13 protein-coding genes are annotated in these 13,894 nt (G+C 72.9%); 7 read left to right on the forward strand and 6 right to left on the reverse strand.

Annotated features, from left to right (window positions below):
- Positions 1-34: 34 nt before the first annotated feature.
- Together ACULK2_RS01810 and ACULK2_RS01815 are read right to left on the reverse strand one after the other, a co-directional pair.
- Positions 35-451 (reverse strand): hypothetical protein, encoded by a 417-nt coding sequence (locus ACULK2_RS01810; RefSeq protein ID WP_445970097.1) that lies wholly within the window; start codon positions 449-451, stop codon positions 35-37.
- 173 nt (positions 452-624) lie between these two features.
- Entirely contained in the window at positions 625-1,626 is a 1,002-nt protein-coding gene (locus tag ACULK2_RS01815; protein WP_445970096.1) for an o-succinylbenzoate synthase, read from the reverse strand.
- Positions 1,627-1,678: 52 nt separating this feature from the next.
- Here ACULK2_RS01815 and ACULK2_RS01820 point away from each other — a divergent pair, with 52 nt between their 5' ends.
- The 3 genes from ACULK2_RS01820 to ACULK2_RS01830 all read left to right on the forward strand — a co-directional run bounded on the left by ACULK2_RS01820 (position 1,679) and on the right by ACULK2_RS01830 (position 5,420).
- A complete protein-coding gene (locus ACULK2_RS01820) occupies positions 1,679-2,623 on the forward strand; it encodes a 1,4-dihydroxy-2-naphthoyl-CoA synthase (RefSeq protein ID WP_445970095.1) in 945 nt (314 codons plus the stop codon).
- Between the two features lie 82 nt (positions 2,624-2,705).
- Positions 2,706-3,989: an AMP-binding protein gene (locus ACULK2_RS01825; protein ID WP_445970094.1), complete on the forward strand. Its 1,284-nt coding sequence runs from the start codon at positions 2,706-2,708 to the stop codon at positions 3,987-3,989.
- A 402-nt stretch (positions 3,990-4,391) separates the two neighbouring features.
- Positions 4,392-5,420 carry a 1,4-dihydroxy-2-naphthoate polyprenyltransferase gene (locus ACULK2_RS01830; RefSeq protein ID WP_445970093.1) on the forward strand — a complete coding sequence of 343 codons (1,029 nt, stop codon included), beginning with the start codon at positions 4,392-4,394 and terminating at the stop codon, positions 5,418-5,420.
- A gap of 101 nt (positions 5,421-5,521) precedes the next feature.
- Here the strand turns inward: ACULK2_RS01830 and ACULK2_RS01835 are convergent, their stop codons facing one another.
- Positions 5,522-7,003 (reverse strand): cell wall-binding repeat-containing protein, encoded by a 1,482-nt coding sequence (locus ACULK2_RS01835; RefSeq protein ID WP_445970092.1) that lies wholly within the window; start codon positions 7,001-7,003, stop codon positions 5,522-5,524.
- Positions 7,004-7,183: 180 nt separating this feature from the next.
- Positions 7,184-7,465: a DUF4229 domain-containing protein gene (locus ACULK2_RS01840; RefSeq protein ID WP_445970091.1), complete on the reverse strand. Its 282-nt coding sequence runs from the start codon at positions 7,463-7,465 to the stop codon at positions 7,184-7,186.
- Positions 7,466-7,539: 74 nt separating this feature from the next.
- Here ACULK2_RS01840 and ACULK2_RS01845 point away from each other — a divergent pair, with 74 nt between their 5' ends.
- The 3 genes from ACULK2_RS01845 (at position 7,540) to ACULK2_RS01855 (ending at position 11,015) form a co-directional block, all read left to right on the forward strand.
- A complete protein-coding gene (locus ACULK2_RS01845) occupies positions 7,540-7,983 on the forward strand; it encodes a PLD nuclease N-terminal domain-containing protein (RefSeq protein WP_445970090.1) in 444 nt (147 codons plus the stop codon).
- Positions 7,976-9,964, forward strand: a complete 1,989-nt coding sequence (gene menD / locus ACULK2_RS01850) for a 2-succinyl-5-enolpyruvyl-6-hydroxy-3-cyclohexene-1-carboxylic-acid synthase (protein WP_445970089.1) — start codon at positions 7,976-7,978, stop codon at positions 9,962-9,964. Before ACULK2_RS01845 ends, menD begins: the two co-directional genes overlap by 8 nt.
- A 226-nt stretch (positions 9,965-10,190) precedes the next feature.
- Positions 10,191-11,015, forward strand: a complete 825-nt coding sequence (locus tag ACULK2_RS01855; protein ID WP_445970104.1) for a PPK2 family polyphosphate kinase — start codon at positions 10,191-10,193, stop codon at positions 11,013-11,015.
- A 31-nt stretch (positions 11,016-11,046) separates the two neighbouring features.
- On the opposite strand, the gene ACULK2_RS01860 is transcribed toward ACULK2_RS01855, so the two are convergent.
- Together ACULK2_RS01860 and ACULK2_RS01865 are read right to left on the reverse strand one after the other, a co-directional pair.
- Positions 11,047-12,348 (reverse strand): isochorismate synthase, encoded by a 1,302-nt coding sequence (locus tag ACULK2_RS01860; RefSeq protein ID WP_445970088.1) that lies wholly within the window; start codon positions 12,346-12,348, stop codon positions 11,047-11,049.
- Positions 12,349-12,444: 96 nt separating this feature from the next.
- Positions 12,445-12,729 (reverse strand): DUF427 domain-containing protein, encoded by a 285-nt coding sequence (locus ACULK2_RS01865; protein WP_445970087.1) that lies wholly within the window; start codon positions 12,727-12,729, stop codon positions 12,445-12,447.
- Between the two features lie 391 nt (positions 12,730-13,120).
- Here ACULK2_RS01865 and ACULK2_RS01870 point away from each other — a divergent pair, with 391 nt between their 5' ends.
- Positions 13,121-13,840 (forward strand): demethylmenaquinone methyltransferase, encoded by a 720-nt coding sequence (locus tag ACULK2_RS01870; RefSeq protein ID WP_445970086.1) that lies wholly within the window; start codon positions 13,121-13,123, stop codon positions 13,838-13,840.
- Positions 13,841-13,894 lie beyond the last annotated feature (54 nt).

Consider the following 13,894-nt stretch of genomic DNA (forward strand, 5'->3'; position numbering starts at 1 on the left):
ACCGCTCGACGCATAGCCACTTGATCAACACGACCTAGATGGGCAGGTCGAGCCCGCAGCTGTCGAAGGCGTAGAAGAGGTCGGCGCCGTGCGCGGCGAAGATCTCGTCGATGCCCTTGCCGTCGGCCGCCTTCTCGTGGTGCGGGTTGTTCGAGGCGATGACGCCGCCCTGGCCGACCGCGCCACCCGTCATGATGGTGAACGACATCGGCGCACCGATGCTCGCGTAGGCGGCGGTCACGCACGCCGCGTCCTCCGCGTCGAGCTCGAAGGTCAGCTCTTCGAAGTACACGGTGAGCCAGACTTCGGACTTGTTGGCGCCCGCGCTGCCCTTCTCGGAACGGTTGGCGTTGTAGCACTCGTGCGCGTAGGCGGCAGCGCCGCTGCCGAGCGTGATCGCGGCGGCCAGGCCGATGCCGGCGCCGATGTTGGTCATGGTCTTCGAGAACATCCCTGCTCCACTTCGATTCGGGTTGGAACGGCCGTCGACCGACCGCCGCATCCGACGATGCACCCGATCGACGCTGATGGACTCAGGGTGCTCCCCGAGATCGCGCACCGGATACCCCCAGAAACGGGGGTAATCCTCAGGATCTTCGCCGCCGCCCTCGATACTGCGGTTGATCAGGCTGTTCCGTCGGAGAGGACCGCGTGGCAGCGCTCGAGTCGTGCAAGCCACCACGCCGTCCGGTCGCCGTCGGCCCCGTTTCGGTCGAGCAGCGCGGGGTCGGCGTCGACGCGGCGCACGTCGATCGCGCCATCCGTCGGGAGCAACGGCGAGGTCGTGACATCCGCCGCCAGCAGCGAGGCCGTGCCGAGCCCGCAGTCGTACTCGAGTGTGGGGACGGCCGCGGCCAGGTGGGCGCCCATCGCGAGCCCCACGCTCGTGTCGAGCGCGCTCGAGACGACGATCGGCAGGCCCGCGCGTTCGACGATGTCGAGGGCGCGACGGATGCCGCCGAGCGGTGCCGCCTTCACGACCAGCAGGTCGGCCGCACGTGCGGCGGCCACCGCGAGCGGGTCGTCGACGCGGCGGACGCTCTCGTCGGCGGCGATCGGGATGCCCATGTACTTCGTGCGCGCGCGGATCTCGGCCAGCTCGTCGATCGTCGGGCACGGTTGCTCGACGTACTCGAGGTCGAACGGCGCGAGCGCGTGGATCGCATGCTCGGCCTCGTCGATGTTCCAGCCGCCGTTCGCGTCGACGCGGATGCGGCCTTCGGGACCCATCGCGTCGCGAACGGCGCGCACGCGCGCGACATCCCGGTCGAGGGTCTGGTCGGATGCCGCGACCTTGACCTTCGCGGTCCGGCACCCGGGGAACCGCTCGAGAACCGCGGGGACCTCGTCGGCGTCGACCGCGGGCACCGTCGCGTTGACGGGGATGCGATCACGGCGGGGCGGCGGCGCGGGGTTCCAGCCGAAGTCGATCGCGGCGGCGAGCCAGGTGGCGGCCTCGTCGTCGTCGTACTCGGCGAACGGCGCGAACTCGGTCCAGCCCTCGGGCCCCTCGAACAGCAGCGCCTCGCGAACGTCGATGCCCCGGAACCGGGTGACGAGCGGGAGCGCGACGACGCGGGCGGTCGCGAGCAGGTCGTGCAGGGGCGGCAGGGCGTCGGCGCTCATGCGACGAGTCTGTCACCCCGGCGCCGGTGCGGCCGGAAGTAGGCTGGACGGCATGGCAGTCGAGGTGTCGGAGCTGTTCGATCCGAGCGAGTGGACGGATGTCGCGGCATCCGTCACCGGTTCAGGCGGTTTCACCGATATCACGTACCACCACTCGACCGACGGGCGCATCGCACGTATCGCGTTCGACCGTCCCGAGGTGCGCAACGCGTTCCGTCCGCACTCGGTCGACGAGCTCCACCGTGCGCTCGAGGACGCGCGCACGAACCCGCGCATCGGCGTCGTGCTCCTCACCGGCAACGGCCCGAGCCCGAAGGACGGCGGCTGGGCGTTCTGCTCGGGCGGAGACCAGCGCATCCGCGGGCGCGACGGGTACAAGTACTCCGACGCCGAGACGGCGATCGTCGAGGGTGCGCCCGGCTCGCACGGCGGGCACGCGGCGGTCGGGCGCCTGCACATCCTCGAGGTCCAGCGGCTCATCCGCTTCATGCCGAAGGTCGTGATCGCGGTCGTGCCCGGCTGGGCGGCGGGCGGCGGCCACTCGCTGCACGTCGTCTGCGACCTCACGATCGCGAGCCGCGAGCACGGCCGCTTCAAGCAGACGGATGCCGACGTCGGGAGCTTCGACGCCGGATACGGCTCCGCGTACATGGCCCGCCAGGTCGGCCAGAAGTTCGCGCGCGAGGTGTTCTTCCTCGCCGAGGAGTACTCCGCCGACCGCGCCCACGAGATCGGTGCCGTGAACCGGGTCGTGCCGCACGCCGACCTCGAGCGCGAGGCGATCGCGATGGCACGCACGATCCTGACGAAGTCGCCCACCGCGATCCGCATGCTGAAGTTCGCGTTCAATGCCGTCGACGACGGGCTGGTCGGCCAGCAGGTGTTCGCGGGCGAGGCGACGCGGCTCGCCTACGGCACCGACGAGGCCGTCGAGGGTCGCGACTCGTTCCTCGAGAAGCGCGAGCCCGACTGGGGTCCGTACCCGTGGCAGTACTGACGCGGGCGGAACGCGCGGTCGCTCCGCGGGCGGGGCGTGCGCCGGTGGGCGAGCGCATGCCGCTGAACGGGTGGGACGCGCGGTGAAACCACTCGTGCGGGTGTCGGTGACGGATGTCGCGGCGCTCCGTGCACGGCTGGCCGACGCGCTGGCGGGCGGGCCGGCGGTCTGGCCGGTGGTCTGGCCGGCATCGGACGCCGGCGGCGGGATCGCGGGTTCGGGCAGCGCTGCCGACGCGTCGGCGCGGGCGGACGCGACTGCTGAGGCGGACCCGTCGGCGGACGGAACGGGCGGCCGCGCCGACGAGCGCGACGTGCCCGCGACCGTCCACGATGACGTGGCCGTCGTCGTGGAGACATCCGGTTCGACCGCCGCACCCAAGCGCGTCGTGCTCTCGGCCGCCGCGCTTCGCGCGAGCGCGCAGGCCACCGCCGCGGCGCTCGGCGGACACGGGCGCTGGGTGCTCGCCCTCCCCGGGCACTACATCGCGGGGGTGCAGGTGCTCGTCCGCTCGATCGTCGCGGGGACGCCGATCGTCGCGATGCCCGATGGACCGTTCACGCCCGACGCGTTCGCGGCCGCCACGATGGGGATGATGCGCACGCGCGACGCGCTGCCGCGGTTCACGTCGCTCGTGCCGGTGCAGCTCGCGCGCCTCGTCGAGGCGGCCGGGCCGGATCCCGACGGCGAGGTCGCACGCGCCCTCCGCGCGTACGCCGCGATCCTCGTCGGCGGTCAGCGGCTGGCGCCCGCGCTCGCCGATCGCGCCGCCGTGCTCGGCGCACGGGTCGTGCGCACGTACGGCTCGAGCGAGACCGCAGGCGGATGCGTCTACGACGGCCGACCGCTCCCCGGCGTGCTCGCCCGGGAGATCGACGGGCAGCTCGAGCTCGGCGGTCCCACCCTCGCCGACGGGTACCTCGGCGACCCCGCGCGCACGGCCGCCGCGTTCGTCGCCGACCCCGACGGCACGCGCTGGTACCGCACCGGCGACCTCGGCTCGATCGGCTCCGACGGGCGCCTGCGCGTGACCGGCCGCGCCGACGACGTCATGATCTCGGGCGGGGTCAAGGTCGTGCTCGGCGAGGTCGAACGCGCGGTGCACGGCGTCGCGGGCTTCGGCGACGCCGTCGCGGTCGCTGTGCCCGACGCCGAGTGGGGCGAGCGCGCCGCGGTGGTCGCTGCCTCGGCGGCGGCCCGCGCCGCGGGCGCGCTGGAGGCGCTGCGCGCGGCGACGGATGCCGCGGGGCTGCCACCGGCCGGCCGGCCCGTGCGCCTCGTGGTGGTCGACGAGCTGCCGCGGCTCGCGTCGGGCAAACCCGACCGCGTCGCGTCATCCGCCCTCGCCCGCGATGTGGGCGCCTGACGCCACGCCCGCCTGACGGGCGGCGGCTGTCGCGCCGGCGACTGACGGCCGGCCGGCCGCGAGCGCCTCTGCGAGCTCGGCGGGCCGACCCCTCCCTGCCGTGACCCGGTTCGCAGGATGAGGCGCGCGATGCGCGCCCCTGTCGCGCCTGTGAGTCGTCCGGTCCTGCGAATTCGTGGGGCGCGGGGTGGGGTCGATCTTCGTCGGCGGACGAGGTGCGGCATCCGTGTCGGATTCGCAGGATGACGCGCGCGATGTGCCCCATGTGGCGCCTGTCACTCGTCTGGTCCTGCGAACTCGAGCCGCGCACGCGCAGCGGGCGCCGGAATGCGCTCTGCCTCCGTCGCAGCCCGCGCCCGCCCGGCGGTGCCCACCGAGAGCCATGCGCACTAGCATGTCGGGGTGGCACGCCCGAAGACCCCGCGCACCCAGTCCGCCCCCGACGCTCCGTCGGCCCAGGCCGCGAAGACGACGAAGTCCCGCACGAACGGCCGCTCCGGCAACCCGGCCAAGGCGGCCGCCGGCGCGCCGCGCGCCAAGCGCGGCCCCGCGACCTTCCGCGACTGGGTGGTCGGCGCGCGCCTGCGCACCCTGCCGCTCGCGATCGCGCCCGTCGCGCTCGGCACCGGCGCCGGCGTCGTCCTGCTGGGCTATCTCGACGAGCCGTTCCATCCGTGGCGCGCAGTGCTCGCGCTCGTCGTTGCGCTCGCGCTGCAGATCGGCGTCAACTTCGCCAACGACTACTCCGACGGCGTTCGCGGCACCGACGAGCACCGGGTCGGCCCGGCGCGCCTCGTGGGCTCGGGCGCCGCGACGCCGAAGCAGGTGCTCGGGGTCGCGCTCGCGTTCTTCGGCATCGCCGCGATCGCAGGCCTCGCGCTCGTGATCATCACGCAGCAGTGGTGGCTGCTCGCGGTCGGCGCCGCCGCGATCGTCGCGGCCTGGTTCTACACGGGCGGCAAGCGTCCGTACGGCTACTCCGGCTTGGGCGAGCTCTTCGTGTTCGTCTTCTTCGGCCTCGTCGCGACGGCGGGCTCGACGTACGTGCAGGCGCTCGACGTCAACCTCGAGTCGTGGACGGGCGGCGTCGGCGTCGGCCTCATCGCCTGCGCGGTGCTCATGGCGAACAACCTCCGCGACGTCGAGCAGGACCACCTCGCGCGCAAGCGCACGCTCGCGGTGCTCGTCGGCCCGCTCGTCGGGCGCATCCTCTTCGCGGTCTTCATGCTCGCGCCGTTCGCGATCACCGTGTTCTGGGCGCTGCTCTACCCGCCGGCGTGGCTCGTGCTGTTCGCGCTGCTCGCCGCCGTGCCCGCCTGCGTGATCGTGGGCTGGGCGCGCACTGCGCGCGAACTCATCATCGGGCTGCAGCTCGCGAGCCTCACGGCGCTCGCCTACGGCATCGGCATGGGGCTCGCGTTCGCGTTCTAGCGAGCGGATGCCGCGTGGCGGCGGTGGCGGCGTCCGATGCGTGACGCGCGATCCCGTACGTCGGACCGCGCGTCACGCGCTGCGTGCAAGGCAGCCGGCGCTCAGCAGCGCGCGAGCGGCTCCCAGAGCTCGATCTGCGAGAAGTAGCCCAGCAGGAAGGCCTCGTACACTCCGAGGTCTGCGACGTGCTGCTGCATCTCATCGGGTGTGCACGCGGGCGGAACGACGTACATCGGTGCGCCGAGCAGTCCGGCCAGCGGTGCGCCCGAGAGCGCGTCGGGGAACTTCCGGCCGTTGGTGAGGAATGCGTACACCGACGAGCTGCCGAGTTCGGCGTCCCATACCGCGCGGTTGATGAGCAGGCTGGTCTCGTAGCGATCCGCGCCGCCGAAGCGGGTGACCGGCGCGATCGTCTCGAGGTGCTGGGCGATGCCTGAGGACACCACCGTCGTGCCGCCGGCGATCGCGATCAGCGAGGGCGAGAGCGCCGCGAGCGCCGAGGCGGAGTCCGCGTTGAGCGTCGTGGCGCTGCCTGGCACGATCAGCACCGGGAGGCCGGCCGCACCGGCGGCGGCGCTGGCAGAGAGCGCGTCAGGAAAGTTGGTGCCCGTCGCCACCCAGACCGCCTCGGATGAGCCGAACGCGTCTTCGACGATCTTGCGAGAGGTGTCGTAGCGGTCGACTCCCTGGATCCGACGCACCGTGGGGGCGTAGTCCATGAGCGTCTCGCCCACCGCGGCGGAAACGGCAGCCGTGCCGCCCGCGATGACGATCTCCGCCGGCTTCAGCCGGCCGAGCTCTTCGGCCACCACGCCCGGCACATGGGTCGGCGGCACCAGTAGCAGCGGCCCGCCGCATGCTGAAGCGGCCGGTCCGGCGCTGAGTGCGTCGGGGAAGTTGGCACCGGACGCGATGTACACGCAGTCCACGCCCGTATCGAACCCGGCGCTGGAGATCGCCACGGATGTCTCGTACCGGTTCTCGCCCGCGAGGTAGCCGGCCAGCAGTGGTTCGAGACGCTCGTTGACGTTGGGCGTCGTGGCGCCATCGGCGACGTCGACCCGGGTGGCCCATTCAGCCAGGGGAGCGTCCTCCCAGAATTCCGGGAGGTAGAACTGGTCGGACGGCGGCGGCGGCGCGAACAGCACCACGTACGAGCCCGCCGCCAGTTCCTCGATGAGGTACGAACCCCCGGCCTTCGAGACCGCGCTTCCTGCCGCGGAGAGATCGCCGGTGACGGGGTCGACGAGGAACGCCGTGACCTCGACGGAGCCCATGCCCACTGTGAACCCGTCGGTGCTCAGCGCCCATGCCCACCCGGAGATGCCGCCGGTCCCGGTCGTCGAATCAGTGTCGAAGGTCCGGGCACCGGAGCCGTCGTGCGGTGCCGCGCCGCGGGCGAGCTCGACCGCGCTCCCCTCGCGGGGCATTGCGTGGAGGCGGCTGAGCGGGTCGTCATCCGGAACCGGAACCTCGACGGCAACGGCCGGAACGTCGAGCTGATGGTCGGTCTCGGCGTACGCCGGCGTCGCCGTCGCCAGCGGGAGGCACAGGGCTGCGGTGAGGGCAACGGTCGTGGGCACGACGGAGTGTCGAGAGGGATGCGGCATCGGATACCTTCGGGTCTGATCGGGTCGGAGGGCGCTTGTGCTCCCGAGCGGAGCGTAGAGCGGGATCCGGCGCCGGGCAAGACGGGCTTCCTACGGGGCAGGGCAGTGATGGCCCCGGGAGGGTTCCCTCGGCACCTCGCGCGGCACGGACCCCTACTCGGCCCGGCGCTGCGCTGCCTCGTCGACCGCGGCGTCCTCGGCCTCGTCGTCGGCCCGGACGACCGGCTGCTCGCGGTGGCGGGCCTCGTAGAGGTCCTGAGCGAGCGCCTCGCGCTGCTTGCGGAGGAAGATGAGCGATGCGCTGAAGCCGAACAGCGCGGCGACGAGCACCGCGATCCACGGGGTGACGCCCGCGACGAGCAGCACCACGAGCGGTGCGGCGAAGAGGAGCACGCGCAGCAGCGTGTAGCGGAGCCAGACGGGGATGGCGTTCACCCGATCAGTGTAGGCGGCGCAGTCTGGGTGCTCGCTCCCAGCCGAACGTGAGCCGACACGCCTAGAATCGGTGCATGGTCCGCCTCTGGTTGATCGCCGGTGTCGCCGCCGTGGTCTTCACGATCTACGCGGCGGTGGACTGTGCGCTCTTCGATCGCACCCGCATCCGTGGTCTTCCGCGCGGCTGGTGGATCGTGGTGATCCTGCTCGTGCCCGTCATCGGTGCGGCGCTCTGGTTCATCGTGGGTCGCGGCCGCGCCATCCGCGTCGGTCGGACGAACCCGCACAGCAACGCGCCCGACGACGACCCCGACTTCCTCCGCCGACTGCGCGCCGACGCCGAGCACGAGGAGCGCATCCGACGCCTCGAGCAGGAGCTCGAGCAGCTCGACCAGGAACTCGGCGGTGACGCCGAGGGCGGCCCGCACCCCGACGACGCGCTCGGCACCGACCGCCGTCGCAAGGACGGCACCGACGGCCCCGGCGATCCCGGACCCTCGGGTCTGCCGAATGCCTGAGGCCGCCCGCACGGTCGCGAGTCCCGCCACCGCAGCCGCGATCGCGCTGCTCTCCGGACTGATCCGCGCCGGCGTGAGCGACGTGGTCGTCGCCCCCGGTTCGCGCTCACAGGCGCTCGCGCTCGCCGCGGCCGAGTTCGAGCGGGTGGGCGGCATCCGCCTGCACGTCCGCATCGACGAGCGCGGCGCCGGGTTCCTCGCGCTCGGCCTCGCCGTCGAGGCCGGCCGGCCGGCCGCGGTCGTCACGACCTCGGGGACCGCCGTCGCGAACCTGCATCCCGCCGTGCTCGAGGCGCACCACGCGGGCGTGCCGCTGATCGTCGCGACGGCCGACCGGCCGGCGGAACTCCGCGGCATCCGCTCGAACCAGACCACGGTGCAGCCGGGCATCTTCGCCGGCGCGGTGCGCCTCGAGCGCGATGTCGCACCGCCCGAGGGGCGGGCGGGTGAGGCGGATGCCGCGGCGCGCCTCGCACGCGAGGCCGTGCGGGCCGCGCTCGGCGTCGATGCCGACGGCGTGCTCGTGCCGCATCCGGGCCCGGGCCCCGTGCACCTGAACCTGCAGTACCGCGAGCCGCTCTCGTCGGCCGAGTCGCTCGACGCGGCGCCCTCGGTGCGAGCGGATGCCGCGGCATCCGTCGCCTCGATCAGCGCTGCCGCGCGCGCGGCGGCGGGGGCGGGCGGCGCGGGCGTTCGCGCCGCACGGCTCGCGCACGGGCCGCGCACCGTGGTGATCGCCGGCGCCGGAGCCGGACCGGAGGCGGAGGGACTCGCGCGGGCGGGCGGATGGCCGCTCCTCGCGGAGGTGACGAGCGGGGCCCGGTTCGGGCCGAACCTCGTGGTCGCGTATCGCGAACTGCTGCGCGAGCCCGGGTTCGGCGATCAGGTCGAACGGGCGATCGTGTTCGGGCACCCGACCCTGTCGCGCGAGGTGCCCGCCCTCGTGCAGCGCGACGGCGTCGAGACGATCGCGGTCGCGCCGTGGGGGATCGAGTGGTTCGACCCGGGTCACGCGGTCGACCGGTTCGAGCGCGCCGTCGTGGTGGAGCCGAACGAGTCGACGGCCGACGAGCGGGCGTGGACCGGGCGGTGGGTCCGGGCGAGTCGGATCCTGCTCGATCGACGGGATGCGGCGGGAGCCGGGGTCGGCTCCGGCGTGGCCGCTCACGGCAGCGCCGATGGGACCGCGAATGGCCGCACCGATGGCGGTTCCGGATCGGGCGGACTCCGGAGCGGCGTCGACGAGACCGGTCACGTGAGCGACTACGCCGCGCAGCGCACGTACCTGAAGGACCAGCTCGCGCGCATCAGGCGGCCGGTCGACCGGCGGATGCTCGTCGAGGCCCTGTGGGCGGCGACCTGGCCGCACGACCGGCTCGTGTTCGGCGCGTCGCGGTTGATCCGCGACGCCGACCGCAACGTTCCCGGGCGCCGTATCCCCGCGCACGCCAATCGCGGGCTCGCGGGCATCGACGGCACCGTCGCCACGGCGATCGGCATCGCGATCGCGAGCCAGTCTGCGGTGCCGGGTGCACCGGCGGTGCCGGGTGCGCCGGCGGTGCCGGGCGCCGCGGTCGTTCCCGGGGCCTCGGTCGGTCCCGATGCCGACGTCGGTGATGCCTCGGCGCCATCCGTCGATCGATCGGCGAGCGGCACCACGCGGGTCCTGATCGGCGACCTGACGCTCCTGCACGACGTGGGATCGCTCCTGATCGGGGCCGGCGAGGTGCGCCCGCGCGTGCTCGTGATCGTCGGCAACGACGGGGGCGGCACGATCTTCGACGCGCTCGAGGTCGCGGCATCCGCCCCCGCCGATGCCTTCGACCGCGTGCAGTACACGCCGCAGTCGGTCGACCTCTCGGCGCTCGCGCGCGCCTACGGCTGGGAGTACCGCCGCGCCACCACGCGCGGGGAGCTCGACGAGGCCCTCGGCACGGCCGTCACCGGCCCGACCCTCCTCGAGGTCCCGCTCCCGCGCTGACCGCCGGTCGGCACGCTCCTCGGGAACGTCCCGTCGCCCCGGGCCTCGCTCAGGACGACACGCCGGTCGGGAAGGGCCCGGCGACGTGTCGGTCCTGAGAACGGCAACGGCCGGGCGACCCCCTTGCCGTGGCATCCGTCGGCCCTCCATGATGGGGGAGCGTCGCGGAGGCCGCGACCGTGAGAGGAGCGCCGTGGGGCTGGAGAAGTACTGGGCGAGCGATCCGATGGACGTCCTCCGCGTGCGGCAGGACTTCGTGCTCGCCGACGTCGACACGGACAGCTCGCCGGGGTTCGAGGGCAGGAAGAAGGAGGCGGAGAAGTCGCTCGCCGTCGGTGCGGGGATCCTCGCCGACCTGCAGGAGCAACTGTTCGCGGGGCACCAGATGGGCGACGATCCGCGTCGGATCCTCCTCGTGCTGCAGGCGATGGACACGGCGGGCAAGGGGGGCATCGTCAAGCACGTCATGAGTGCGGTCGATCCGCAGGGCGTGCAGCTGGCGACCTTCAAGAAGCCGACCGAGGAGGAACTGGCGCACGACTTCCTCTGGCGCATCCGCAAGGAGGTGCCCGAGGCCGGCATGATCGGCGTCTTCGACCGGTCCCACTACGAGGACGTGCTGATCGCGCGCGTGCGCGAGCTCGCAACGCCCGACGAGATCGAGCGCCGATACGACGCGATCAACGAGTTCGAGGCCGAGCTCGCGGCGTCCGGCACCGTCATCATCAAGGTGATGCTGCACATCTCGATGGATGAGCAGCGTTCCCGGCTGCTGAAGCGGCTCGAGCGCCGCGACAAGCACTGGAAGTTCAACCCCGGCGACATCGACGAGCGGATGCTGGCCCCGAAGTACCGTGAGGCATACCAGCTCGTCTTCGATCGGACGACGACCCCCTACGCCCCCTGGTACGTGGTGCCCGCCGATCACAAGTGGTATGCGCGGCTGGCGGTGCAGCATCTGCTGATCGATGCGCTCGAGTCGATGAAGCTCGACTGGCCGCTCGCCGACTACGACATCGAACAGCAGAAGGCGAGGCTCGCGACCGGGTGAGTCGCACGGTCGGCGACGCCGAGGTGCAGTGCTACGGCACCGGCGGTGACGGAGGCGGCGCCCCGAACGCCTCGACGATCGGCCGGAACTTCATGTCGGTCTCCGCGAGCTCGTCGGCGGGCACCGAGTCGTGCACGATGCCGCACCCGGCATAGGCGCGCACGGTGCCATCCGCAGACACCTGCGCGCAGCGCAGTGCGATCGCCCATTCGCCGTCGCCGTCGGCGTCGACCCAGCCGACCGGTCCGGCGTAGCGACCCCGGTCGAAGCCCTCGAGTTCGGCGATCGCCGCGAGCGCGAGGTTGCGAGGCGTGCCGGCGACCGCGGCCGTCGGATGCACCGCGCGCACCAGGTCGAGCGAGGACGAGCCGTCGCCGAGCGTGCCCTTCAGGTCGGTCGCGAGGTGCCACAGGTTCGGCAGCTGCAGCGTGAACGGCTCGGGGCTCGCGTCGAGCCTGGCGGTGTGCGGCCCGAGCGTCGCGACCGCGCTCTCGACGGCGAGGGCGTGCTCGGCGAGGTCCTTGTGCGACGACGCGAGGCGGGCGGCCTGGTCGCGATCGGATGCCGCGTCCGCTCCGCGCGAGGCGGTGCCGGCCAGGACGCGCGCGGACACCGTGCCGTGGTCGACGCGCACGAGCGTCTCGGGGCTCGCCCCGATGAGCCCGTCGACCGCGAACACCCACGTGTCGGGGTAGTCGTCGGCGAGCTTCGCGAGGGCGGCGCGCAGGCCTGCGCCCTCGTGCAGCGTGCCCACGATCTCGCGCGCGAGCACGACCTTCTCGTAGCGGCCGTCGTCGATCCGGCGGACGGCTTCGGCGACGGCGACGGTGTATGCCTCGGGGGGCATCGTGCCGGGCTCGAAGCGCACGCGCGGCACGTCGCGCTTCGGTGCGGGCTCGGGCAGCTCGACCGGCGCGGGCGCGGCGGATGCCTCGTCGACGAGCTCGATCCTGGTGACCCAGGCCCGCCCGTCGCGTCGGCCGAGCACGATCTCGGGCACCACGAGCACGCTCGTCGCCGCCGAGTCGTCGGCGAACGCGATGGCGCCGAACGCCACGAGCCCGCTGCCGGGCAGGCCGACGCGATCGTCGACGTCCGCGGCATCCGTGACCCGCCGCCACTCCCGGGCGGCGTCGGCGACCCGGTCGGGCCCGCTCGTCTCGATGCGGAGCACCTCGCCGAGTCCGATCATGCCCTCGCCGCGGCGCATCCAGAGCAGCGGATGCCTCGGGTCGAGCCGCGGCACGAGCGGGGCGGTCTCGTCGACCGCGACGGTGCGGACGCGCAACCTCGTGTCGGCGGCGGCAGGCGCCGCGGCATCCGTTCGCGTCACCGCACCAGCCTACGCCGGAGGACGCGGGGCCGACTCACGCAGGGCGCCGCTCGCGCCGCGCGCCCCGCAGCCGCGGGCTCGACCTCGGCACGCGCCTCAGGCCGGGACGACCTCGACGCCGCGCCAGAACGCGACGTGCTCGCGGATCTCGGAGGCCGCCTCGGAGGGCGTCTCGTACGTCCACGCCGCGTTCGGGTTGCGCTGGCCGTCGACCTCGACGTGGAAGTAGTTGGCGGTGCCCTTCCAGTGGCACACGCTGCGGTTGTCGCTGGCGACGAAGAACTCGGGGCGGATCGCCTCGCGCGGGAAGTAGTGGTTGCCCTCCACGACGACGGTGTCGTCGGACTCCGCGATGACCGTGCCGTTCCAGATCGCCTTCATGTCGTGCGCTTCCTTCCTTCGAGCGGATGGCGCAGCCGCGCCGTCCGCAATGATCCAACGCCGCTGAGCTGAAGATCCATCCCGATGCATGGAAACTCTCAGGTTCCCGCGGGCGAGTTCGCAGGATGAGACGCGCGATGGGGTGGCAGACGCACGGATCGTGCATCTGGTCCTGCGTTTTCGTTCGAGACGGATGGCTCGGGCGGGCGGCACTCGCCGCGGGCGGGCGAGTTCGCAGGATGTGCCGACCGATGGTGCGGCATGCGGATGGATGGTGCTTCTGGTCCTGCGAACTCGCGCCCGCGTCGTCGATGGGGCTCGCGCCGGCGGCCACGAGGCATCCGCTCGCCCTCACCGCGGCCGCCCAGCCGCCCGACCGTAGACTCGAGGGATGACGCGCGCAGACCTCGGCAAGGACCCCCGTGACGTCTCGGCGATGTTCGACCGCGTCGCGGCGCGCTACGACCGCACGAACGCGGTGCTGTCCGTCGGCAACGCCGCCCTGTGGCGCGTCGCCACGACGAAGGCCGTCGCGCCGAAGCGCGGCGAGCGCATCCTCGACGTCGCGGCGGGCACGGGCACCTCGAGCGCGAGCCTCGCGAAGTCGGGTGCGAGCGTCGTCGCCGCCGACTTCTCGCCGGGCATGATCGAGGTCGGACGCCGCCGCCAGGCGCACGTGCAGAACCTCGTGTTCGTCGAGGCCGACGCGATGAAGCTGCCCTTCGGCGATGCCGAGTTCGACGCCGTCACGATCTCGTTCGGGTTGCGCAACGTTAAGGAGCCGAAGGTCGCGCTCGCCGAGTTCCTGCGCGTGACGAAGCCCGGCGGACGCCTCGTGGTGTGCGAGTTCTCGCACCCGCCGACCGGCGTCGTGCGCGCGGGGTACGACTTCTACCAGAAGGTCGTCATGCCGCCGCTCGTAAGGCTGTCGAGCTCGAACGACGACGCGTACGACTACCTCAACGAGTCGATCAACGCGTGGCCCGACCAGCCGACGCTCGCCGGCTGGATCCGCGAGGCCGGGTGGGCGGATGTCGCGTGGCGCAACCTGTCCGCGGGCATCGTGGCGCTCCACCGAGGGCGCAAGCCGCTCGACGTCGTCGACGCCTGAGCCCGACGGCACGCGAACGCGGCCGGGCAGCCGACGCCGCCCGGCCGCGCTCCG

The organism is Agromyces molybdatiresistens (assembly GCF_052748445.2).